Genomic DNA, 23,907 nt, shown 5'->3' with positions numbered 1-23,907 from the left:
GACCTAATGAACAAAAGCAGGAGATATATATACATTATTACCGTCATTTATGCGGTAGCTATAGTACTGACAGTGTTCTCGTTTATTGGATTAGGTTTCTCCGACTCACTGTTTCGGTTCACAATTTCTTTATCCGCGGTTCTGCTAGCAGAGAGTGTAATCTATGGCTATTGTATTTTATGGCTCCGAACTGCAAGTAGCATTCAGCAGACTCCGCCTGTTCTTATCAGCGGTGCAATCATTACGGGAATCTATGCAGTCATCGTATTTGTATCGGCCTTACTCTTCGATTGGCTGCTGGAGTTACCCGCCTTGTGGTACGCAGCTGAACAACTGCTGATTCTTGTGTTAGGGGCGATCACTTTGGCCGCGATAGGGCTTTACGGGTGGAATGCTGGGACAGGGGAACAGCAAGCTAATAAGTCTTTACAAAAGTTTCGGCGGTATCAGAACGAATTAACTGAAATGAGTGAGCTGGCTAGTAGCTGGAAGAATTCCGAATCCGAGCAGCTAGTGAACGTGTTAGATATGTTGGAGGAAAAATTTAAGTACAGTGATCCGATATCAGAACCGTCTTTATATGCTACAGAGGATATTCTCCAGCAGCAGATTTCCCTGTTACATGATCACGTGAAGCTACTGCTGGCGACCCAAGAGCCACATGAGGGCTGGCAGGTAGAAATAAATGCGATGTCAGAGAGTATAAAGTCTACACTTCAGCGGCGTAACCGTGAATTAGCGGCACTTAAATAGGAGGAGTTTACTACATGAACAGTTTGAACCTACAAGAGCCGTCACCGCTCCCGGGAGGAAATGCAGCCGTTCCCCGGCTTAAATACGAACGTACCGGGTTTGATTATGTTATTCTCGCGGCGGCTTATCTGCTGATGCCCGTTGGACTTGTACTTGCCTTGTTGCGTTTGATGACAACGCATTACAAAAATTACCGCAGACCGACTAACCTCAACCTGCTGATGCATGTATTTATTGGTGGGTTTGTTGAACTTTCTATTGCCATGTTTTCTAGTGCGCTCAATGGGGAATTTGGAACTTCTGAATTAGTATCAACGCTTATTTTAATTGCAATCATGTTTTTGACTCCAGCTTTTATACTGGCCAGTGTGACAGCGAAAGCTAAATATACCCTTTCTAAGCTTAACACTTCTTATATAGAGCTGATTCAAAATAAGAATATCCGGCATATTGGCAGTATATCTGAACGAATAGGCCAAAGTGAAAGTGATGTACGAAGAGATGTCCAGTATCTGAAGGATAAAGGGCTGCTTAATATTGATATTGCATTATCCGAAGGGCGCCAGACGCCAGAGTCATCAGCAGCTAATCAAGGTTACCCTGGAAGTACTTCGGGCTTCGAAGGAACGGGGAGAACCCAAGCATCGGGGCAGCAGATACCTGTGCAGCCTCAGTCTCCGCCGCAACTGCCTAAGTCTATCCGTTGTCCGGGGTGCGGAGCCCAGAATACTGTGCTCCCAAGCCAATCTAAAAGCTGTGATTACTGTGGAACGAAGATCCCGTACAATTAATGCCGTCAACCAACAGATTAGCTGCATCGCATATAGGATTACATAAATAAGGGGATTAAAGACAAAATGAGTGGATTGGATATACGCAGACAGCCGCCGACATCGGGAAAACCCGTGTACAAGCATGAATATGAGCGGACGGCGTTTGATTATACGACTATTGTGTTTGCGTATGTATTTGCTCCGGTTGGCTTTATATTGGCTGCCATCCGGTTATTATCTACACATTCCAAGAGACAGCGCAAAGCAAGCAATATTAACCTGTTTTATCATGCGTTTATGGGTGCCTTTGTAGAATTGGCGATCTATTTCATTATTAGCAAGCTACTCGGTCAAATCGATTATGTCGCACTCTTGATCAGGCTGGTGATTACCTACGCATTGTTTAGAATTCCCGCCATTAAATTATCCGTTAGGGCCGTAGGATGGAGAGAGGGATTCACCTATCTTTGCAATGACTATATCGCATTGGTTCTTGTGGACGGCATAAGGCATATCGGCAGCCTATCCGATATTCGCGGATTCAGTGAAGAGAACGTCCGCGAGGTTTTGGAATATTTAAAAGATCAGGGAGTACTTTCTCCAGATATTGTTTATTATGAAGGACGTGTAGATAACCCATTTGTAAAATTGCCGCCGAAGCTTATTTATTCTAAACGGGCACAAGCACTGGTGCGTGCGCCTGAGAATAACCTTCGCTATCGTAACAAGCGAGACCGGACAGTGTTTGATCGAATCATCATGGCGATTGCCTATTTGTTTGCTCCGCTTGGGTTTGTACTTGCGATGCTTCGTTTTGTAAGCACTCATTATAAGAATGAGCGGAAATCATTTAACTATAAATTGCTCTATCATGTATGTATGGGAGCTTTTATGGAACTTGCCGTCCTCTTCGCCGTGGGGACCTACAAAGGGGATTTTAAGTGGTTCACTTTATTGATCATTCTGGTGGTCCTCTACTTGATCTTTATAATTCCGGCGGACAGCTTTGCAGGGAGGGCTACCTTCGCAACAGAAAACTTTGATTTTCTGTGCAAGAAGTATCTCATGCTGATCATAGTGGATGATGTTAGACATATCGGTAATTTAGCTGATATCACGAAACAAAGTGAAGATGATGTACGTAGAGACCTACGGTATTTAGTGAGATGGGGGTTACTTGCTTCTGATCTTGTCTATTATGAAGGACGTGTTAAGCTCTTAGATAAACAACCGCCCAATCTTGTGCATCCTGACCGGGCACAGCCCTCCGCGGCATCAGAGAACCAGCCATCATCTGGGCGGCAGTCATTGCCGGAGAATAGGCCTAAACCACCTGTCCAACTGCCGAAATCCATCGTTTGTCCGAGTTGCGGTGCTAAGAGTAGAGTACTTCCAAGGCAGGATAAGATCTGTGACTATTGCGGGACGACGATTCCATACAGTTAGTGTACATACGATTGCCAACTGCCCCCGGGAATCCGGGGGTTTTATTGCGTCTAACTCCCCGACCTCAGAGTATCCAGATAAAGTTATTGCAATTTACAGGCTTTTTCCGATATAATGTCCACTAAGAAAACACAAAAGTCTTTGAGGTGAGGACGTTCGTGAAAGAACGCTATTATTTGGTCCGGGAGGACATATTACCTGATGCTGTACTTAAGACTATGCAGGTTAAACAATTGCTTGAGGCCGGGGATGCGAAGACCGTAAATGAAGGTGTAGAGCAGGTGGGATTAAGCCGAAGCGCTTTTTATAAATACAAGGATGGAATTCATTTGATCCATCAGCTCGAACGGGAGCGGATCGTTACGATTTCCATGGATTTGGAGCACGAATCTGGAATGCTTTCCAAGGTACTAGGTTCTGTAGCGGGACATGGGGCTAATGTGCTGACGATTCACCAGAGTATTCCGCTGCAAGGGCGGGCAAATGTGGTGATCTCCGTAGAAATTTCACACTTAAATGAGGAACTCGGAGAGATGCTGGATAGTCTGAAAGAGATTCCAGGAGTGAAGCGTGCTTTAATCGTTGGACAGGGATAGGAACTATATTCGTAAACTTTTAGGAGGAGACAGATGAAGCCGGTTAAAGTGGGGTTGCTGGGCCTGGGAACAGTAGGCACAGGTGTAGTTCGTATCGTGGAAGGGAATCAAGAGGATTTAAGCAGCCAGGTAGGCTCTTCAATTGTCATTGAACGTATAGCTGTGAATAATTCTAATAAACCACGCGAAATCGAGGTTGATCCTGCTAAAATAACGACAGATCCATGGGATGTTATTCGTGATCCTGAAATTGATGTCATCGTTGAAGTTATGGGGGGAATCGCGGGAACTAAAGAATATATTCTTGAAGCTTTGGAACGCGGTAAACATGTCGTGACTGCGAACAAGGATTTGATGGCGCTGCACGGATCAGAGATTCTTGCTAAGGCGCAGGAGAAGCAATGTGATGTCTTTTATGAGGCTAGCGTTGCAGGAGGCATTCCGATTATCCGCACACTTATCGAGGGCTTTTCCTCGGATAAGATTATGAAAATTATAGGTATCGTGAATGGAACGACTAATTACATACTAACCAAAATGAGCCAAGAAGGCGCATCCTATAATGATGTGTTAAAAGAAGCGCAGGATCTGGGATACGCAGAGTCTGATCCAACCTCGGATGTGGAAGGACTGGATGCAGCCCGCAAAATGGCGATTCTCGGAACCTTAGGTTTCCGTACTAACGTGGAGCTGCATGATGTAAGTGTGAGTGGGATTTCTCAGGTGAGTAAGGCGGATATCGCCTTTGCGAAACGTCTCGGATATGAAATTAAGCTGTTAGGCATCGCTGAACGTCAGGATGAAGAATTCAGCATCAGTGTTCAGCCAACCTTGATTCGGGCTAGTCATCCCTTGGCTTCCGTCAATGGCGTGTTCAACGCAGTTTACGTATACGGGGAAGCAGTGGGAGAGACTATGTTCTACGGTGCGGGTGCGGGCGCTATGCCAACTGCAACCTCAGTGGTAGCTGATTTGGTAGCTGTCATTAAGAACCTTAAACTAGGTGTTAATGGATTGAAGCAAAAAGTACCTTACAAGCAGAAAAAGCTTAAGAGTGATGAAGCTATTTTTTATAAAAACTTTTTGCTTCTGCATGTTGATGATAAAGCAGGGGTATTGGCTAAGATTACTCAAGTGTTTGCCGAATATGATGTAAGTTTGGATTCAGTAGTTCAGCAAGCCAATCCCAATAATCCTGATGCGGAGATCATTATTGTCACTCATAACGCTAGTAAAGCAAGCATGAACAAAGTGCTGCGCCATTTCGAGGAGCTGAAAGTCATCCGCCGGATCAAGAGCCATTATCGAGTGGAAGGTTAACCACGTCACTGAACTAATACTTTCATATTTCAAAACATAGTAAGGAGATTGTACCTGTTATGAGTATTTACGGAAGAGCTAGGGTTAAAGTGCCTGCTAGTACTGCCAATCTTGGTCCGGGCTTCGATACTCTAGGTATGGCTTTGCCGCTATATGCCTGGATTGAGATGGAGGAAGCAGAGGAGACTGTTTTTCATCTATATGGTGATGAGATGAATGGAGTGGCTCAGGATAAGAGCAATTTACTCTATAAGGTCGCTCAAATGGTATTTGCAGAGGCAGGCGTTACGGTGCCTGAATTATCGATATCGATGTACTCGGAGATTCCGCTTACGCGTGGACTCGGCAGCAGTGCCTCAGCTATTATTGGCGGAATGGCCGCAGCAAATACAATGATTGGCTCTCCGCTGGATAATGGCAAGCTGTTTGATATGGCTACCCAGCTTGAGAAACATCCCGATAATGTGGGTGCCTCCTTGTTTGGCGGCATTATTACTGCTGTGTGGGATGGTGAACATGCGGATTATGTTCGGCTAGAACCACCACAAAATCTTGAGGTGCTGGTGGTTATTCCTGAATTCGAACTGGAAACCACAAAAGCGCGGGGATTGCTTCCAACAGAAATCTCAGTTAGTGATGCTGTGTACAACATCAGCAGAACCTCTCTATTGACGGCTTCGCTGGCATCAGGTCGGCTTGATCTGCTTAGCAGAGCGATGCAGGATCGCCTGCATCAGCCGTATCGTGCACCGCTTATACCGGGCATGGAGAAGCTGCTTGCAGAAGCTCCTGAACACGGTGCTTTAGGGATCGCACTTAGCGGTGCTGGACCGACTCTGCTATGTTTAGTGGATCGCCAAGAGACCCGCAAGAGTGAGCTTGAGGCCTTCTTGAAGAATACGATGCAGGAACATGGCATTTCCGCTCGGACCTGCTGGTTAACACCTTGTGCTTCTGGAGTTACTACAGAGCTGCTCGAAATAAACGAGATGCAAAACGTATCATTTTTGGATATGATAAAAGGAGTACGGTCATGAAATCAATAGCGGTATTGCCGCAGGGCTCGGTATCCCACGAAGCTCTGCTGCATTTGTTTAACGGTGAACCTGTAAAGCTTGTGCATCACAAGTTAATTTCCGATGTATTTCTCTCTACGGCGAATGGTACCACCGATTACAGCGTGATTCCGATTGAAAATACCATTGAAGGCTCAGTTAGTCTTCACATCGATTGGCTCATCAATGAAGTGGATCTGCCAATGCAGACGGAATGGATTTTTCCATCGATACAGAATCTTATCGGTAACCCAAGGGAATTCACAGATACAGACGGCAACAGGGATTTCACCAAGATGGTAAAAATCCTTTCGCATCCAGTAGCAATGGCACAATGCATGCAATTTGTTCGTAAGCATGCCCCTTGGGCTGAACTGGAGTCGGTCGGAAGTACCTCTGAAGCTGTGGAAATCGTCAAAAACAATCCCGGTAAGGGCTGGGCTGCTATCGGTACCGCTCTTGGCGCCGCTACTCATGGGCTGGAGATTGTAGATCGGCAAATCACAGATCACAACAACAACTACACACGGTTTGTCCTGGTTGGTCCACAGAAGATAGATCTTCCGCGGAGCAGCACAGGAGTAAAGACGAGTGTTCTAGTAACGCTGCCAGAGGATTTTCCAGGTGCCTTGCATCAGGTGCTTGCTGCTTTTTCCTGGCGGAAACTGAATTTATCGCGGATTGAATCACGACCAACGAAGAAGAAGCTGGGTACTTATTATTTTTATATTGATGTGCTGGAACCGATAGAATCTGTTCTGCTGCCAGGGGCTATTGAAGAAATTAGTGCTTTAGGCTGTCAGGTAAGGATTCTGGGCTCGTATCCCACATACACCTATGAGGAAGAGAAAGCGGAGGTGCAGTAAATTCATGGCTGAGCAATGGATCTATTTGGATGGACAACACGTAACGAAGGAAAATGCAAAGGTATCCGTTTTTGATCACGGTTTTTTGTATGGAGACGGTATTTTTGAAGGTATCCGTATCTATAACGGCAATATTTTTAAATGTAAAGAGCATTTGGACAGACTGTATGATTCGGCAAAATCGATCATGCTGGACATTCCGCTAACGTATGATGAGATGCTGGAAGCTATGGCTGAAACGATTCGTCTTAACGACATGCGTAACGGCTATATTCGACTGATCGTCTCCCGGGGACCAGGGAACTTAGGTCTTGATCCGCGCCGTTGTCCAAAAGCTAGTGTAATTATTATCGTTGAGCAACTGGCTATTTACCCAGAACAAGCGTATTTGAACGGACTTCGTGCAGTTTCTGTATCCCAGCGCCGTAATATTCCGGATGCACTCAATCCAAAGATCAAATCGCTTAATTACCTAAACAATATCCTAGTAAAAATCCAATCCAACTTGGCAGAAGCCGACGAAGCAATCATGATGAACGCTCAAGGTTATGTTACTGAGGGATCGGGCGATAACATATTCATCATCAAAAATGGTGTAGTTTTCACTCCTCCATGTTACTTGGGAGCCCTTGAAGGAATTACCCGTCTGGCGATCATTGAGCTTTGTGAGAAATTAGGTATTAAACTGAAAGAAGAACCGTTCACAATGCATGATGTTTATATAGCGGACGAGGTGTTCTTCACTGGCACAGCTGCTGAAGTTATTGCTGCACGTGAAATTGACGGCCGGATCATTGGTGAAGGACAAGCGGGTCCAATCACTTTGAAGCTGCTCGAAGAGTTCCGTAATGTGGTTGATAAAGATGGCTATAAGGTTTGGGAATAAAGACTAATCATACAACGTAAATAGCATTGAATACGCATCAGAAGTCCTTTTATGCATACATGCAGAAGAAAACGGGAGTCTCCGGTTAATCTTTTCATGGATCATGAAAGGATTTTTTTTATTTCGGGGATGTCATTCGCCCATGGGCTGCATAAGATGTAGTAACGAAGGAGGCGGCTGTACCGCATATAACTTTGTAAGAGAGCAATGTTCCATGAAAAGGGTGTTTGCTTTCGAAGTCAGTTTTGCTGTGTAGCTGTAAAGAAAGCAATACTCCACAAAACTTTTAGGAGGTTAATGCTACGTGAAAATACACATTGTCAAACAAGGCGATAGTTTGTATGCATTATCGCAAAAGTACGGAGTGCCGTTACAAAAACTTATTGAAGCTAACCCGCAGATCAGTAATCCGAACGTATTAGCGGTTGGAGACAAAGTAAAAATACCTACGGCCCCAGTATCCGTACCGGAGAACAGTGAAGTTTACTACAAGCACACCGTTAAACAAGGAGATACCTTGTGGAAATTATCTAAAGCCTGGGGAATTCCTTTAAAGGATATGGTTGAGGCCAATCCCCAATTAAAGAATCCAAATGTACTTATGCTAGGGGAAGTAGTTAATATTCCTAAAAAAGTATCCAATACCTCACCCACACAGCCTGGGTATACACCTTCTAACGCCTCAGAGAAAACACAAGTGGGTGGCAAGGAATATACAGGTCCCAAAGAACAGCCTGCTGCTGAAGTAGTGCCTGCACCTAAACCGGAAACTAAACCAGAGACCAAACCAGAAATAAAGCCAGAAGCTAAACCAGCACCTAAACCAGTGACAAATATCTCACCTGAATCTAATTCTGCACCACACCCATCGCTAAACATCGCCCCTATTAATACACAAAATATTGCACCAAATCCTGCGCCTAATATGCAAATGGAAGTTGCTCCAGTGCAAGAAATTGAAATGCAGAGTTTATTTGTTCAGATTACGGTTCCAAATCAAGAACCGGTTGCTCAACAAGAAGCACCTAAAGCTGAGAAGAAAGCAGACAATGATTGCTCATGGGATAATTCCAACGGATACCCGGGCTTGGGAGGAAATCCTTATCTCTATGATTCATATCAAAATAGCCCTAATATGAACATGAACTGGGCACCAAGTTATGTTCAGCCAATGGCTTATGCACCAGAATGTATTTCCCCATGTTATTTTTCGGGCAATATGTATTCTAATATGAGCCCAGAACAGTGGAATCCCAATGCCGCGCCAAACATAAGCCCGGAACAGTGGAATCCCAATGCCGCGCCAAACATAAGCCCAGAACAATGGAATCCCAATGCAGCGCCTAACATAAGCCCAGAACAATGGAGTCCCAATGCTGCCCCTAATATGAGTCCAGGACAGTGGAATCCGATGGAGGCTAATGTTGCTGGCATGAACGTAGGCGGGGATTTCTCCCCGTATGCTGTTCCTCAATATGGAGGACAGACGCCGAACCTTCCTTGGCCAACTTGTGGGTGCGGAGGCGTGCATATTCAACCAGTGCAAACTTATTCATATGACATGCCTGTATACAACACCTATCCTGAATATGGGAATCCAAACGCTTTTTCTGCATATGGAGCAGGAATGCCTAATCAGGGAATGGTTCCTACTTCTACGCTTGGAGCATTTGGCGGACAGGATAACTCTAATATTCCATCCAATCCGCAGTATCCAGGGATAGGTAATTATTCGCAGCATAATCGGGTGCCGGAAATTCAAGAACCTGAAGCGTTCGTGCAGGAATCTCCTGAAGCGGCTAGAACAGAGACTGATGAGTTAACTTCTAACGCTTCTCTCAAGAATAAGGGGAGTGTAGCAAAGGAAACAGCAACAGGCAAAAAAGCAAAGACCTCAGGTCAACCTAGCAGCAAGAAAAGCAAAGCTGCTACGAAATCTCAAGGTTCAGCAGCGAGTACTAAAAAACGTAGAAATCCTTGGATTTCAAACTAATAAATTTATATAACAAGCCGCTGTCCGGACACACGTGTAGATTCTGTATCCTTAGAATCTACACGTTTTTTATAGGTAAATAGCGATAAAAGATGTTAAATAAAGTGGGGCAAAAGCACTTATTTATAAAATATAAATTTTTAAGTATTGTTTTTATATAGGGATATATGGTACATTATAAATCCAGTCGCAAAGAGGATCTATAAAGCTTTCGGTTGGTGAATGTTAATCTGAATTAGATTGCAAAGAACTTTGAAAAAAAGAGTTGCAATAAATCAGAAAGCATGATATATTATAAGAGTTGCTGCTGAGACATTAAGCGGCGTCAACGAGAACTTGATCTTTGAAAACTGAACAACGAGTGAGTAGGAAATCACGCAAGTGATATCCAAAATTAGAGAATTAATTTTCTCGTCAGATGTTTCAAAATGAGCATATCGCTCTTTTCAATACTAATTGGAGAGTTTGATCCTGGCTCAGGACGAACGCTGGCGGCGTGCCTAATACATGCAAGTCGAGCGGAGTTACTTTGAAAGCTTGCTTTCAAAGTAACTTAGCGGCGGACGGGTGAGTAACACGTAGGCAACCTGCCCTTCAGACTGGGATAACTACCGGAAACGGTAGCTAATACCGGATAATTTCTTTTTTCTCCTGAGAGAAGAATGAAAGACGGAGCAATCTGTCACTGAGGGATGGGCCTGCGGCGCATTAGCTAGTTGGTGGGGTAACGGCCCACCAAGGCGACGATGCGTAGCCGACCTGAGAGGGTGAACGGCCACACTGGGACTGAGACACGGCCCAGACTCCTACGGGAGGCAGCAGTAGGGAATCTTCCGCAATGGGCGAAAGCCTGACGGAGCAACGCCGCGTGAGTGATGAAGGTTTTCGGATCGTAAAGCTCTGTTGCCAGGGAAGAACGTCCGGTAGAGTAACTGCTACCGGAGTGACGGTACCTGAGAAGAAAGCCCCGGCTAACTACGTGCCAGCAGCCGCGGTAATACGTAGGGGGCAAGCGTTGTCCGGAATTATTGGGCGTAAAGCGCGCGCAGGCGGCTATTTAAGTCTGGTGTTTAAACCTTGGGCTCAACCTGAGGTCGCACTGGAAACTGGGTGGCTTGAGTACAGAAGAGGAAAGTGGAATTCCACGTGTAGCGGTGAAATGCGTAGATATGTGGAGGAACACCAGTGGCGAAGGCGACTTTCTGGGCTGTAACTGACGCTGAGGCGCGAAAGCGTGGGGAGCAAACAGGATTAGATACCCTGGTAGTCCACGCCGTAAACGATGAGTGCTAGGTGTTAGGGGTTTCGATACCCTTGGTGCCGAAGTTAACACAGTAAGCACTCCGCCTGGGGAGTACGGTCGCAAGACTGAAACTCAAAGGAATTGACGGGGACCCGCACAAGCAGTGGAGTATGTGGTTTAATTCGAAGCAACGCGAAGAACCTTACCAGGTCTTGACATCCCTCTGAATCCACTAGAGATAGTGGCGGCCTTCGGGACAGAGGAGACAGGTGGTGCATGGTTGTCGTCAGCTCGTGTCGTGAGATGTTGGGTTAAGTCCCGCAACGAGCGCAACCCTTAACTTTAGTTGCCAGCAAGTAATGTTGGGCACTCTAGAGTGACTGCCGGTGACAAACCGGAGGAAGGTGGGGATGACGTCAAATCATCATGCCCCTTATGACCTGGGCTACACACGTACTACAATGGCCGGTACAACGGGAAGCGAAGCCGCGAGGTGGAGCCAATCCCATCAAAGCCGGTCTCAGTTCGGATTGCAGGCTGCAACTCGCCTGCATGAAGTCGGAATTGCTAGTAATCGCGGATCAGCATGCCGCGGTGAATACGTTCCCGGGTCTTGTACACACCGCCCGTCACACCACGAGAGTTTACAACACCCGAAGTCGGTGGGGTAACCCGCAAGGGAGCCAGCCGCCGAAGGTGGGGTAGATGATTGGGGTGAAGTCGTAACAAGGTAGCCGTATCGGAAGGTGCGGCTGGATCACCTCCTTTCTATGGAGAATCGTTCTCTGCAATGAGAACATTCAAATCGGAAGCTTAGCTTCCAAAACTCAGGTTTAGGCCTGTTACTCACTCGTTGCTCAGTTTTGAGAGTTTAAGCTCTCAAGTAAGACTTGATCCTTGAAAACTGGATACCGAAACGAATTTGCGTTTTAGAACATCTTTTAGCAACTTGTGCAAACAAGTAAATGTTATTAGTGAGATGATTCCAAAGAGAATATCATCGTATGATATTTTCCTGCGGAAAAATCAAGGTTAAGCTAATAAGAGCACACGGAGGATGCCTAGGCGCCAGGAGCCGACGAAGGACGTGGCGAACAACGAAACTGCCTCGGGGAGCTGTAAGCAAGCTTTGATCCGGGGGTGTCCGAATGGGGAAACCCAGCTGTGGTAATTCGCAGTTACTCATACCTGAATACATAGGGTGTGTAGAGGCAGACCAGGGGAACTGAAACATCTAAGTACCCTGAGGAAGAGAAAACAATAGTGATTCCGTCAGTAGCGGCGAGCGAACGCGGAACAGCCTAAACCAAGGGGCTTGCCTCTTGGGGTTGTGGGACGTCTCACATGGAGTTACAAAGGAATATGGTAGGTGAAGAGGTCTGGAAAGGCCCGCGATAGAGGTAAAAGCCCTGTAACCTAAACTGTATTCTCTCCGAGACGGATCCCGAGTAGTGCGGGGCACGTGAAACCCCGTATGAATCCAGCAGGACCATCTGCTAAGGCTAAATACTACCTGGCGACCGATAGTGAAACAGTACCGTGAGGGAAAGGTGAAAAGCACCCCGGAAGGGGAGTGAAATAGAACCTGAAACCGTGTGCTTACAAAAAGTCAGAGCCCGATCTATGGGTGATGGCGTGCCTTTTGTAGAATGAACCGGCGAGTTACGTTTAACATGCAAGGTTAAGCCGAGAAGGTGGAGCCGCAGCGAAAGCGAGTCTGAATAGGGCGATTTAGTATGTGGACGTAGACCCGAAACCGTGTGATCTACCCCTGTCCAGGGTGAAGGTGCGGTAACACGCACTGGAGGCCCGAACCCACGTACGTTGAAAAGTGCGGGGATGAGGTGGGGGTAGCGGAGAAATTCCAATCGAACTCGGAGATAGCTGGTTCTCCCCGAAATAGCTTTAGGGCTAGCCTCGGTATAAGAGTAGTGGAGGTAGAGCACTGATTGGGTGCGGGGTCCGCAAGGATTACCAAGCTCAGTCAAACTCCGAATGCCATATACTTATTGCCGGGAGTCAGACAGTGAGTGCTAAGATCCATTGTCAAAAGGGAAACAGCCCAGACCATCAGCTAAGGTCCCCAAGTGTGTGTTAAGTGGGAAAGGATGTGGAGTTGCACAGACAACCAGGATGTTGGCTTAGAAGCAGCCACCATTGAAAGAGTGCGTAATAGCTCACTGGTCGAGTGACTCTGCGCCGAAAATGTAACGGGGCTAAACACACCACCGAAGCTATGGCTAGATACTATGTATCTGGGGTAGGGGAGCGTTGTGTAGGGGTTGAAGGTGTACTGAAAAGAGCGCTGGACACTACACAAGTGAGAATGCCGGTATGAGTAACGAAAAGATCAGTGAGAATCTGATCCGCCGAAAGCCCAAGGTTTCCTGAGGAAGGCTCGTCCGCTCAGGGTAAGTCGGGACCTAAGGCGAGGCCGAAAGGCGTAGTCGAAGGACAACAGTTTGAAATTACTGTACCACCGTAATCCGCTATGAGCGATGGGGTGACGCAGGAGGGTAGTGACGCGGACTGATGGATGTCCGTCTAAGCAGTGAGGCTGATGTGTAGGCAAATCCGCACATCATTAAGGCTGGGCTGTGATGGGGAGCGAAAATTATAGTAGCGAAGGTCATGATCTCACACTGCCAAGAAAAGCCTCTAGCCAGGAGAAGGTGCCCGTACCGCAAACCGACACAGGTAGGCGAGAAGAGAATTCTAAGGCGCGCGGAAGAACTCTCGTTAAGGAACTCGGCAAAATGACCCCGTAACTTCGGGAGAAGGGGTGCCCCGGTAGTGTGAATAGCACGAGGGGGCCGCAGTGAAAAGGCCCAAGCGACTGTTTAGCAAAAACACAGGTCTGTGCGAAGCCGCAAGGCGAAGTATACGGGCTGACGCCTGCCCGGTGCTGGAAGGTTAAGGGGAGTGGTTAGGGGTAACCCGAAGCTATGAACCGAAGCCCCAGTAAACGGCGGCCGTAACTATAACGGTCCTAAGGTAGCGAAATTCCTTGTCAGGTAAATTCTGACCCGCACGAATGGCGTAACGACTTGGGCGCTGTCTCAACGAGAGATCCGGTGAAATTTTAATACCTGTGAAGATGCAGGTTACCCGCGACAAGACGGAAAGACCCCATGGAGCTTTACTGCAGCTTGATATTGAATTTGGGTACGATCTGTACAGGATAGGTGGGAGCCGTAGAAATCGGAGCGCAAGCTTCGGTGGAGGCGCCGTTGGGATACCACCCTGATCGTATCTAGGTTCTAACCTAGTACCCTTACCGGGTACGGGGACCGTGTCAGGCGGGCAGTTTGACTGGGGCGGTCGCCTCCTAAAGAGTAACGGAGGCGTTCCAAGGTTCCCTCAGAATGGTTGGAAATCATTCGCAGAGTGCAAAGGCATAAGGGAGCTTGACTGCGAGACCTACAAGTCGAGCAGGGACGAAAGTCGGACTTAGTGATCCGGTGGTACCGCATGGAAGGGCCATCGCTCAACGGATAAAAGCTACCCTGGGGATAACAGGCTTATCTCCCCCAAGAGTCCACATCGACGGGGAGGTTTGGCACCTCGATGTCGGCTCATCGCATCCTGGGGCTGAAGTAGGTCCCAAGGGTTGGGCTGTTCGCCCATTAAAGCGGTACGCGAGCTGGGTTCAGAACGTCGTGAGACAGTTCGGTCCCTATCTGTCGTGGGCGCAGGAAATTTGAGAGGAGCTGTCCTTAGTACGAGAGGACCGGGATGGACGTACCGCTGGTGCACCAGTTGTTCCGCCAGGAGCATGGCTGGGTAGCTACGTACGGACGGGATAAGCGCTGAAAGCATCTAAGCGTGAAGCCCCCCTCAAGATGAGATTTCCCAATTAGTAAGACCCCTTGAAGACGACGAGGTAGATAGGTTGGAGGTGGAAGTGCAGCAATGCATGGAGCTGACCAATACTAATCGGTCGAGGGCTTATCCTATACTTAGAATGCAGATTCGTTTCGGATTCAGTTTTCAGGCGATTAAGCCTGTAACACGCTTAGAAATTCATTGTCACTTCTGGTGATGAACCGAATTTCACGCGGCAGCGTCTGTTTCACAGACGCATGTTTGGTGGCGATAGCGGAGGGGTTCCACGCGTACCCATCCCGAACACGACCGTTAAGCCCTCCAGCGCCGATGGTACTTGGACCGAAGGGTCCTGGGAGAGTAGGACGTTGCCAAGCACACAAGACCACTGTTGAGTAATCGACAGTGGTCTTTTTGTTGTATGATATTTATCCGCTTATTATAAGGATAGGCAATCATTGTGAGTGATTTCTTCGAATGAAAATTAGTTCACGGAGGCAAATGATCATGATTATATGGATCAATGGTGCTTTTGGTTCAGGGAAGACACAAACCGCATATGAAATGTATCGAAGAAAAACATAGCTAGCGAATATGATGGAATAATTATCGTGCCTATGACCCTAATGAATCCGGATTATTGCAGGGAAATCATCGGCAAGTTAATGGATGGAGGTATAAAGCTTTATCATTTTAGTTTGTGTGCCTCCCGAGAGACCTTGCTTAAGAGATTAAGCGAGAGGTGAATGAAAAGACTCTTGGGCTGCTCAGCAGATCGACAGGTGCATCACAGGGCTTGATCACGAGGTGTTTAAGCAGCATCTAGACACGAATGATAGAACTACGGGTGAAATTGTTGAGATAATAGCTCAAAAGCTTCATATCAATCTATTACCTAGTGAAGAGTAGAAAGAAAAATAATTAGTTTAGGTATTGCTATACTTAATAATACATGATATAATCTTTTTTGTTGTCAAAACAATTTGTTTTTAAAACGGCCCGTTGGTCAAGGGGTTAAGACACCTCCCTTTCACGGAGGTAACATGGGTTCGAATCCCATACGGGTCACCATTTCTTCTTGAAACGGCATTAGACTTCTAGAAAAAATGGTTGCATTACAGATTTGATTATGTTATGATAATTAAGTTGCTTCTTTACATGGAGGCTTAGCTCAGCTGGGAGAGCATCTGCCTTACAAGCAGAGGGTCGGGGGTTCGATCCCCTCAGCCTCCACCATAACACATCCCCAAAAGTGAAGTTAATGCTTCACTGAGGATTCCGGATACTTTCCGGGGAATCAAAGGAAATTAATACTTTTTTACTGACGCGGGGTGGAGCAGCCCGGTAGCTCGTCGGGCTCATAACCCGAAGGTCGCAGGTTCAAATCCTGCCCCCGCAACCAATTTTCATTAAGCAATTATTCTTCTGGAACCGTGGTGTAGTTGGCCTAACATGCCTGCCTGTCACGCAGGAGACCGCGGGTTCGAATCCCGTCGGTTCCGCCATTTTCTTGCTTTATGAGCCATTAGCTCAGTTGGTAGAGCACCTGACTTTTAATCAGGGTGTCGAAGGTTCGAGTCCTTCATGGCTCACTTCTTTAGTGAGTCGGACATCAATACATACCGTGTGCGGACGTGGCTCAGCGGTAGAGCATCGCCTTGCCAAGGCGAGGGTCGCGGGTTCGATTCCCGTCGTCCGCTCCATATAAATTTTGCGCCCTTAGCTCAGCTGGATAGAGCGTTTGACTACGAATCAAAAGGCCGGGAGTTCGAATCTCTCAGGGCGCGCCATATTTTAACTTAATACTTTGCCGGTGTGGCGGAATGGCAGACGCGCTCGACTCAAAATCGAGAGGGAAACCGTGGAGGTTCGAGTCCTCTCACCGGTACCAACTAAATCAACTCAAAGTTCATTAGATACTATATCTGATGAACTTTTTTGTTTGTTTTTTTACAATTCCGTTCATGCCTGTGCCGGAAAACTTTTGATACATCCTTCAAGTGTGAATAAGAAATTGGACTTAGTTGTACCGAGAAAGATTAATGTAAGAGGATATGTGAATGAGATAGAGGCATTCCTGAGGAAGCTCCACTTCGAAAGCTATAAGCAAGCATGATACTAAACAGCGATTGACAAAATAGAGGAACTACCTAATACTAATTGATAATCATTATCATTGTTGTGGAATATATTTAATTCAAATAGATTGTGGAGCAGATCGGAGTGTATAGCAAAGATGAAGCTGGAAGATCATATTTTCGCATGGAATTATGCTGCTGTTAAAGTACTTGATATTCGACATGCTGTGATGGAGCCTGGGGACAATCTGCAAGGCTATATATTACCAGCATGCGGATTTATCTACTGTGTGCGGGGTACGGCCAGCTTGAATCTCAACGGCATAGATTACGACGCAGACCGTCACTTTATTGTGCATGGTGGCAAGGGCATGAGACTAAGTATAGAGACAGGGAAGTTGTTTGAATACTATTTATTATTCTATAGAGCCTCCTTGCCAGGAAGAAAGGATTTAGCAAGACTTTTAGAACGCAGCAATCCATTTCGGATGCAGTATAGCTTCGAGTCTTTGGAGCCATTACCACTGCACTATCAACTAATGGCAATGGAACAACTTTGGGCACAAGGAAGCCAATTGGAAAGAATTCAAGTTAAAGGCTTGTTCTATCAGTTTATACATGAGTTATTAAAGCAGTTCACAAAGGATGAAATTAACCTCAGGCAACCGGATGTCATTGGGCAGGTTGTCCGTTATATTGAGGAGCATTATCGTCATAATTTATCACTAGAATCTATAGCGGAGCAATTTAATTATAGCCCTCGTCATTTATCAACCCGCTTTAAAGGGGAGACAGGGTTTAGCTTGATTGAATATTTGATACGATTCCGGCTTAAACATGCAGAAGAGCTATTACGATGTACCGATGCTCCACTTCGCGATATTGCAGAAGAAGTTGGATATAGCGATGTATATTACTTCAGTCGTATGTTCAGTAAATACAATGGTCAATCTCCCATCCGGTTCCGCAAGGAAAGCAGGCAGGTGAGTTCATCGGACAATCGTCCATTTACCACCGCCAAATTCTCCATTGGCGAGCACATATCCTCCCGATATAATGTTATTGAGTATGATAATCATTATCATTACTATTACCAAAATGAAATAACCGGAGGGTCTTCACCTATGAGATTAACAAAGACGTCAAGTTTTATTGTTGCGATGCTGCTTAGCTTTACCTTGCTTTTAAGTGCATGTGGATCTGCAAGCGTTGGTTCTAATGCCACAAATTCTAATGGATCCAAAGCTTCTGAAGTTACATCATCACCAGCAAATAATTCAATTGCAGCTGACAATGTCAATAAGGAGGCTCAGACAAGAACTATCTCTACAATAAAGGGAGATATTGTTGTTCCAGCTAATCCAAAGAGGGTTGTCGTGTTATACCTTCAAGGGGATCTTGTGGCCCTCGGCATTAAGCCAGTAGGTACTTCGAGTGTTTTTGAAGGAGCGGCCTTTGCAGAAGAGCTGGGGGGGATTGAAGATCTAGGTTCATGGTATGAGCCTAATCCAGAGGCTATTATGGCAGTAAAGCCGGACTTGATCATAGCTGCTTCAGAAGAAACTTACGAAATCCTTAAGGATATTGCACCGACCGTTCCAATTCCTTATGAAAAAATGGCGACGGATGAACGTGTAATGAAGATTGGCGAGGTATTTGGCAAGGAGCAGGAGGCACAAGCTCTATTAGATAATTTCCACGAGAAGTTGGAGAAGAGCAAGCAGCAGCTTGATGAACTTGGAATTTTGGATAAGACAGTAACCATTATCGAAGGCGGCAAAAAAGAGATGGCGGTGATCGATAGCAAGCTTTATGGAAGGGGCTCTCAGATCATTTATGAATATTTAGGGCTAAAAGCACCAGAGATTCTTCAGAAAAAGATTGATGGCAGAGAGAAGGCTACTGGAGGGTTTGTTTCCTTAGAGGTGTTACCAGAGTATATAGGAGACTTCGTGTTCCGCTCTGTATGGGATGGTGCTGATGATTTGTCGGACAATCCAATTTGGAACAGCATTCCAGCAATTAAAGAAGGTAGATTGATCGAAATTGGGTTTGATTTTTCATATTATTCCGATATCTACTCTCTTGATAAGCAACTAGATTTTGTAGTAGAGAAGCTAGTGTCAGCGTATGAAAAAAAATAGAAGGCTAGATGATAGAACAACCGTTATCCCTGATTTAAGAGGGAAATCGTATTTCGGTCTGTTTCTACTCCTAGGGATACTGCTGCTGCTGCTTTCAGTAGCAGCTTCTATCTCATTTGGCTCTGCTTCCATGAGCCTGAAGATGGCATGGACAGCGATTTTTAATTTTGATCCTGAACTGACCGAGCATCAGATTATTCATGCCCTTCGTATTCCGCGTACAGCAGCTGATATTATTGCGGGGATGTGTCTCGCGGTAGCAGGAGCGGTTATGCAGGGCTATACGCGAAATCCCTTAGCAGATTCCGGATTAATGGGAGTGAATGCAGGAGCAGCTCTTGCAATGGCCGTTACACTGGTTTTTCTTCCAGGGCAACTGCAGACAACAACCCTGCTGGTTAGCTTTATTGGCGCAGGACTTGGAGCAGGATTAACGTATCTTGCCGCTTCATTGAATCGTTCAGGAATGACACCTCAACGACTGGTGCTAGCTGGAATATCAATTACAATGCTATTTGGAGCTGTGGGGTCATTTATCTCATTAAACTATGGAATTGGTCGTGCCCTTGCTTATTGGACTTCGGGTAGTGTGGCTGGAGCAACATGGGTGGAAATTAGGCTAGTTATACCTTGGTTCTTAGGTGGACTGGCTTTGTCACTATTCATTGCACGCTCTATCACTATTTTAAACTTGGGGGAAGAGATCGCGAAAGGCTTCGGGCAACGGATCGTTCTCGTTAAGATGATAGCTACGCTTGCGGTCCTTTTACTAGCGGGTGTAGCTGTTGCACTTGTAGGGCCAATCGGCTTTGTAGGGTTAATTATTCCGCATATTATGCGTTTTTTTGTAGGTGTAGATTATCGTTATATTATTCCGGCATCAGCCATTTACGGCGGCGCACTTATGGTTGTAGCGGATATCGCTGGAAGGCTGATTAATCGTCCGGCAGAGACAGCACTGGGCATTATTTTTGCAATGATTGGTGTTCCTTTCTTCTTGCTAATTGCGAGCAAAGAGAGGAGAGCCTTCAAATGAATGTTGTTAAATCGCATAAGGCTACAATATGGATTCTATCTCTTTTAATACTGCTTATTGCAGGAGCTATTCTTAGTCTTAATATGGGAAAGGTGTCCCTCAATCCACTTGAAGTATTTCAAGTATTGCTTGGACAAGGTCCAGAGGAGCATAATCTCGTTGTTTATAAGTTTCGTCTTCCTCGGATCGTATTAGCGATACTTGTTGGATTTGGGATGGCACTGGCAGGTGCAGTTATGCAGGCTTTGCTGCGCAATGATCTGGCTGATCCCGGCATGCTTGGTATTAGCTCAGGTTCAGGTCTTATGGTGTTGCTGATTATCTCAACGGTAAGCATTCAAGGCGCCGCTATAACATTATTACTGCCGTCTATGGCATTCTTAGGCGGTCTGCTGGCAGCAGCTCTGATCTATGTTCTAGCCTATAGAAAACGTCGTATGATTTCTTCTACACGACTTGTCTTGACTGGTGTTGCAATCAATATGGGGTTTAGTGCGCTGTCGCTATTCCTGACTTTAAAGCTTGATGACCAGAAGTATGAGTTTGCGCAGCGTTGGCAAGCAGGATATTTATGGGGGGACAAGTGGTCTTATATCAGCTTGTTGGCACCTTGGGTATTGCTGCTATTCGCATATATTCTTTCTAATTTCAGGACATTGAACGTCTTGGTGCTAGGCAACGAAATTTCGATAGGATTAGGAGTCGCTGTAAAGAAGAAATTTTTGCGCTTGGCAATTGCGGCTGTAGGCATAGCTTCTGGCTGTGTAGCGCTCGGGGGCTCGATCTTCTTTATTGGATTGATTAGTCCGCATGTGGCTCGCAAGCTGGTAGGTCACGACTACAAAGTTCTTCTACCTACTTCAGCGCTTATTGGTGCGCTATTGCTGCTTGTAGCGGATACGATTGCTCGAACGGTCAGCTTTAAGTCAGATATTCCCGCAGGAATTATTGTAACAATGCTGAGTGTGCCTTACTTCCTATATCTATTGATGCGTTCAAAATAAATATCGATAGGTTCCATTCCTCTCACCGGTATACTAAAAAGGTCTATAAAATTGCTTAATAAGCGATTTTATAGACCTTTTTCATTTTCAGAGCTTATTGAATTTCTAATAGGAGCATTAGGTTTTCCTCTACTACTACTTCTGAATTACCCTATTTCCAAAGTTCTAGTGTATACCGTTAGCTTCGCATTCGATGATTTAGCATTGATACTATAAAGTGCAAACCTTTTCCTACTTTTCAACGTCTCTAATTTATAGAAACAAAAGAAAAGATGACTTGCATTTTATTTATACAGTTGTATAATAGAAGCAGTTATACAACTGTATAATATGGAGGTTGATTCATGATTAATGAAATTAAGAAGCTACCTGATGCAGAGTTAGAAATTATGCTTGTCATTTGGAAAACTGGGAATCCAGTGAGTTCTTCCTACATATCGGATCAATTACGTAATAAACGAAATTGGGCTTTGGCTACTTTAATGACGGTACTTTCGCGACTCGTTGATAAAGGATTTCTGTATTGTGAAAAGGAGGGACGGAGCAATAGTTATCGTGCAGCCATCTCAGAAACGGATTATAAGGAATGTGAAGGGAAATCTACTCTTGAAAAACTATTCGGTAATTCTATTCAAGATATGGTGATGTCGCTGTACAATGGCAAGGCTATCGATAAAAATGATCTTGCAGAACTGCGTGAAATGCTTGACCGGGTAGAAAGAGAGGATTCCTGATAATGACCAGCCTTTTTTTGGATTTTTTAATAATTTCAGTAACGACAAGTCTAATGATTTTCATTTTAATGTTCTTGTCTCCATGGTTAAGCAAAAACTATTCGGCAAAATGGAAATATTGGATATGGATGATTTTGACTATACGCTTGCTACTTCCATTTAACATTTCGTTTGCCAATAATGTCGTACGGATTCCGCTTCCTGATAGCTCAAAGATAAGTACAGTGTTTCAAGACATTCCCTCCAACAGCATACAAATTGATGTGTCAGGGATTTCTCATCCTGTTCAGCAGGCCGCATCGTTAAATCATATACCATCTCTTATGGACATCTTAACTTGGCTCTGGTTTTCCGGGTTCGTACTTTTTTTGCTTTATCATTTTACCAGTTACTACTTTTTCAGAAAACAGTCTCTTCGTTGGAGTAATTCTCTTTTAAGTGACCAGATGGTATTGAAAATAAACCAAGTTTATAAAGAAATGAAAATAAAATTATCCATCACCGTTTTAATTAGTGAAAAGGTTCCAAATCCAATGTTAGTTGGTTTTTACAAGCCGATTCTCTTCTTGCCGCATGATCAATATAACGATGAAGAGCTTGAATTTATCTTCAAGCATGAGTTAGTTCATTATAAGAGACATGACATTATATATAAGATACTCCTCTTAATTGTACATGCAATTCATTGGTTTAATCCTTTCGTGTGGTTCATGGTACGCCAAGCAGGACGTGAAATTGAAATTTACTGTGATGAGACGGTAGTGGGTACACGAAGCTTATCTTACCGTAAAAAATATTGTGAGGCTATCTTATCTGTCATACAGAATTCGGATCCCCGCTTTTTGGCTTTATCAACTAACTTTTCAGGAGGGGAAATTTCTATGAAAGAGCGATTTATATCTATTCTTAATACGAAGAAAAAACGAAACGGCATCACTCTATTTTATACCGTCCTGCTTTTGATCGGGGTAATCAGCGTGTTGGCGTCGTGCACTAATATAAAAGGCACCGAATTCATCAAACCCGGCACGATCTATTCCATTGGCTTTGATGGGGAGCAAGTTGTTGTTAATGATGCTGGCAATTCGTACTCCATAGATGCAGAGGGGAATGTTTCTGTTTCATATCGGAATGGAGATGTTAAAGCAAATGTGCCATTAAAATTGGATACGACCGGAGGGGTTCTGGGAATGGGGCAAGAGAACACCGGTTATTTTATATCCGAGGATAAAACAGCTATTGTTTATGGTTTTGCAGATGGAAAATCATTGCCGCTGCATGTTTTAATCAGTAATGATAAGGGACAGACATGGAATGACTATCCTATTCCTGGAGCAATGGGATATGAAACAAAATTTATCGGTTTCACGAATAAAAATGATGGTTGGCTGGTCAGTGGTGCTTCACAAGGAGTTGGGAGTGCGCTGAATTATGTATATCAAACCTCTGACGGAGGTAAGACGTGGAAAGAGATAGGCAATCCAAATGATATTTATTCGGAACATTTGACCGGCGTGGGATTTTCTAGTTCGGATATCGGGTTTTTAGGGTACAGATATTATATGGATGAGGGTCCTGTAATTTATTGGACCAAAGATCAGGGGCAAACTTGGGAAAGGCTTGCTGTATCGCTTCCAGAAAAGTTTGATAAATATAAAAAAAATCCTCTTTCTCCTATCTTTAATAGAAAGGAAGGACTGTTCCCTATCTCGTTAATTGATCAAGATACCGGTGTGGCAGGAACTATATATCTTACCAGTAAAGATGAAGGAATCACTTGGGTTTATGATGAAGCTTATGATAAGCTTCTAAATCCTTAAAAAAAGCGGCCATTGGAATGGCCGCTTTTTGATTGTCCAATGGGATCTCAGATAATGGGAAAATAGATACGATGAATACTAATTCCCGAACTAAAGTCAAAAAGGCTTCTATCCTAAAGTATGCCTAAGGATAGAAGCCTATGAGAGAAATATTCGAAAAGAGTATTAGCGAATTGTAAGGGATCCAATTTTGCAACGTTCATTGATTAAAAAATAACATGAATCCAATGAATTAATATGTTGTATTACAGATGCAACTTCTTATAGGATATTATAGGGTATCAAGCGGTACATGCAGCAGTGAGAAAATTCGGAGGCTAAAGGATCCCTTCTAT

At 45.0% G+C, this 23,907-nt stretch carries 14 protein-coding genes, 8 tRNA genes and 3 rRNA genes; all 25 read left to right on the top strand.

The features are described 5' to 3' along the window. Positions 1-6 precede the first annotated feature (6 nt). The 25 genes from MKZ16_RS25750 (at position 7) to MKZ16_RS25630 (ending at position 23,572) form a co-directional block, all read left to right on the top strand. Positions 7-753 carry a hypothetical protein gene (locus tag MKZ16_RS25750; RefSeq protein WP_076105520.1) on the top strand — a complete coding sequence of 249 codons (747 nt, stop codon included), beginning with the start codon at positions 7-9 and terminating at the stop codon, positions 751-753. Between the two features lie 14 nt (positions 754-767). After that, positions 768-1,544 carry a hypothetical protein gene (locus MKZ16_RS25745; protein WP_076100998.1) on the top strand — a complete coding sequence of 259 codons (777 nt, stop codon included), beginning with the start codon at positions 768-770 and terminating at the stop codon, positions 1,542-1,544. 66 nt (positions 1,545-1,610) lie between these two features. Further along, positions 1,611-2,972 (top strand): hypothetical protein, encoded by a 1,362-nt coding sequence (locus MKZ16_RS25740; RefSeq protein WP_076105519.1) that lies wholly within the window; start codon positions 1,611-1,613, stop codon positions 2,970-2,972. Positions 2,973-3,130: 158 nt separating this feature from the next. After that, on the top strand, positions 3,131-3,568 hold the full coding sequence (locus MKZ16_RS25735; protein WP_036685183.1) for an ACT domain-containing protein: 438 nt from the start codon (positions 3,131-3,133) through the stop codon (positions 3,566-3,568). A gap of 33 nt (positions 3,569-3,601) precedes the next feature. Further along, entirely contained in the window at positions 3,602-4,888 is a 1,287-nt protein-coding gene (locus tag MKZ16_RS25730) for a homoserine dehydrogenase (protein WP_036685184.1), read from the top strand. A 59-nt stretch (positions 4,889-4,947) separates the two neighbouring features. Beyond that, entirely contained in the window at positions 4,948-5,925 is a 978-nt protein-coding gene (thrB, locus tag MKZ16_RS25725; protein ID WP_036685186.1) for a homoserine kinase, read from the top strand. Then, a complete protein-coding gene (gene pheA / locus MKZ16_RS25720) occupies positions 5,922-6,809 on the top strand; it encodes a prephenate dehydratase (protein WP_076105518.1) in 888 nt (295 codons plus the stop codon). Before thrB ends, pheA begins: the two co-directional genes overlap by 4 nt. A gap of 4 nt (positions 6,810-6,813) precedes the next feature. Beyond that, on the top strand, positions 6,814-7,695 hold the full coding sequence (ilvE, locus tag MKZ16_RS25715; protein ID WP_036685189.1) for a branched-chain-amino-acid transaminase: 882 nt from the start codon (positions 6,814-6,816) through the stop codon (positions 7,693-7,695). A 304-nt stretch (positions 7,696-7,999) separates the two neighbouring features. Further along, positions 8,000-9,688, top strand: coding sequence for a LysM peptidoglycan-binding domain-containing protein (locus MKZ16_RS25710; protein WP_076105517.1), 1,689 nt, complete (start codon positions 8,000-8,002; stop codon positions 9,686-9,688). 453 nt (positions 9,689-10,141) lie between these two features. Then, positions 10,142-11,699: ribosomal RNA gene (locus tag MKZ16_RS25705) — 16S ribosomal RNA — on the top strand. Between the two features lie 262 nt (positions 11,700-11,961). Beyond that, positions 11,962-14,887 (top strand): 23S ribosomal RNA (locus tag MKZ16_RS25700). Positions 14,888-15,016: 129 nt separating this feature from the next. After that, positions 15,017-15,133 (top strand): 5S ribosomal RNA (rrf, locus tag MKZ16_RS25695). Together the 16S, 23S and 5S rRNA genes form the textbook arrangement of a ribosomal RNA operon. Before the next feature lie 619 nt (positions 15,134-15,752). Beyond that, a tRNA-Glu gene (locus MKZ16_RS25690) sits at positions 15,753-15,827 on the top strand. An 89-nt stretch (positions 15,828-15,916) separates the two neighbouring features. Continuing rightward, positions 15,917-15,992 (top strand) — tRNA-Val (locus MKZ16_RS25685). An 89-nt stretch (positions 15,993-16,081) separates the two neighbouring features. Further along, positions 16,082-16,158: transfer RNA gene (locus MKZ16_RS25680), tRNA-Met, on the top strand. Between the two features lie 25 nt (positions 16,159-16,183). Continuing rightward, positions 16,184-16,261: transfer RNA gene (locus tag MKZ16_RS25675), tRNA-Asp, on the top strand. A 14-nt stretch (positions 16,262-16,275) separates the two neighbouring features. After that, positions 16,276-16,348 (top strand) — tRNA-Lys (locus MKZ16_RS25670). A gap of 36 nt (positions 16,349-16,384) precedes the next feature. Next, a tRNA-Gly gene (locus MKZ16_RS25665) sits at positions 16,385-16,459 on the top strand. Positions 16,460-16,469: 10 nt separating this feature from the next. Continuing rightward, positions 16,470-16,546, top strand: a tRNA-Arg gene (locus tag MKZ16_RS25660). Between the two features lie 19 nt (positions 16,547-16,565). Continuing rightward, positions 16,566-16,647: transfer RNA gene (locus MKZ16_RS25655), tRNA-Leu, on the top strand. 345 nt (positions 16,648-16,992) lie between these two features. Beyond that, entirely contained in the window at positions 16,993-18,978 is a 1,986-nt protein-coding gene (locus MKZ16_RS25650) for an AraC family transcriptional regulator (RefSeq protein ID WP_076106570.1), read from the top strand. Next, a complete protein-coding gene (locus MKZ16_RS25645; protein ID WP_081382417.1) occupies positions 18,965-20,014 on the top strand; it encodes an iron ABC transporter permease in 1,050 nt (349 codons plus the stop codon). Before MKZ16_RS25650 ends, MKZ16_RS25645 begins: the two co-directional genes overlap by 14 nt. Continuing rightward, positions 20,011-21,018 (top strand): iron ABC transporter permease, encoded by a 1,008-nt coding sequence (locus MKZ16_RS25640; RefSeq protein WP_076098983.1) that lies wholly within the window; start codon positions 20,011-20,013, stop codon positions 21,016-21,018. Before MKZ16_RS25645 ends, MKZ16_RS25640 begins: the two co-directional genes overlap by 4 nt. A gap of 344 nt (positions 21,019-21,362) precedes the next feature. Further along, entirely contained in the window at positions 21,363-21,752 is a 390-nt protein-coding gene (locus MKZ16_RS25635; protein ID WP_076106572.1) for a BlaI/MecI/CopY family transcriptional regulator, read from the top strand. A 17-nt stretch (positions 21,753-21,769) separates the two neighbouring features. After that, positions 21,770-23,572 (top strand): M56 family metallopeptidase, encoded by a 1,803-nt coding sequence (locus MKZ16_RS25630; protein ID WP_339192193.1) that lies wholly within the window; start codon positions 21,770-21,772, stop codon positions 23,570-23,572. The last annotated feature ends 335 nt before the right edge of the window (positions 23,573-23,907 follow it).

Origin of the sequence: Paenibacillus sp. FSL R5-0928 (assembly GCF_037970385.1) — a bacterium.
Classification (GTDB): domain Bacteria; phylum Bacillota; class Bacilli; order Paenibacillales; family Paenibacillaceae; genus Paenibacillus_AQ; species Paenibacillus_AQ odorifer.
The sequence above is the reverse complement of the archived record's forward strand: the minus strand, read 5'-3'. Positions and strand labels throughout refer to the sequence as shown.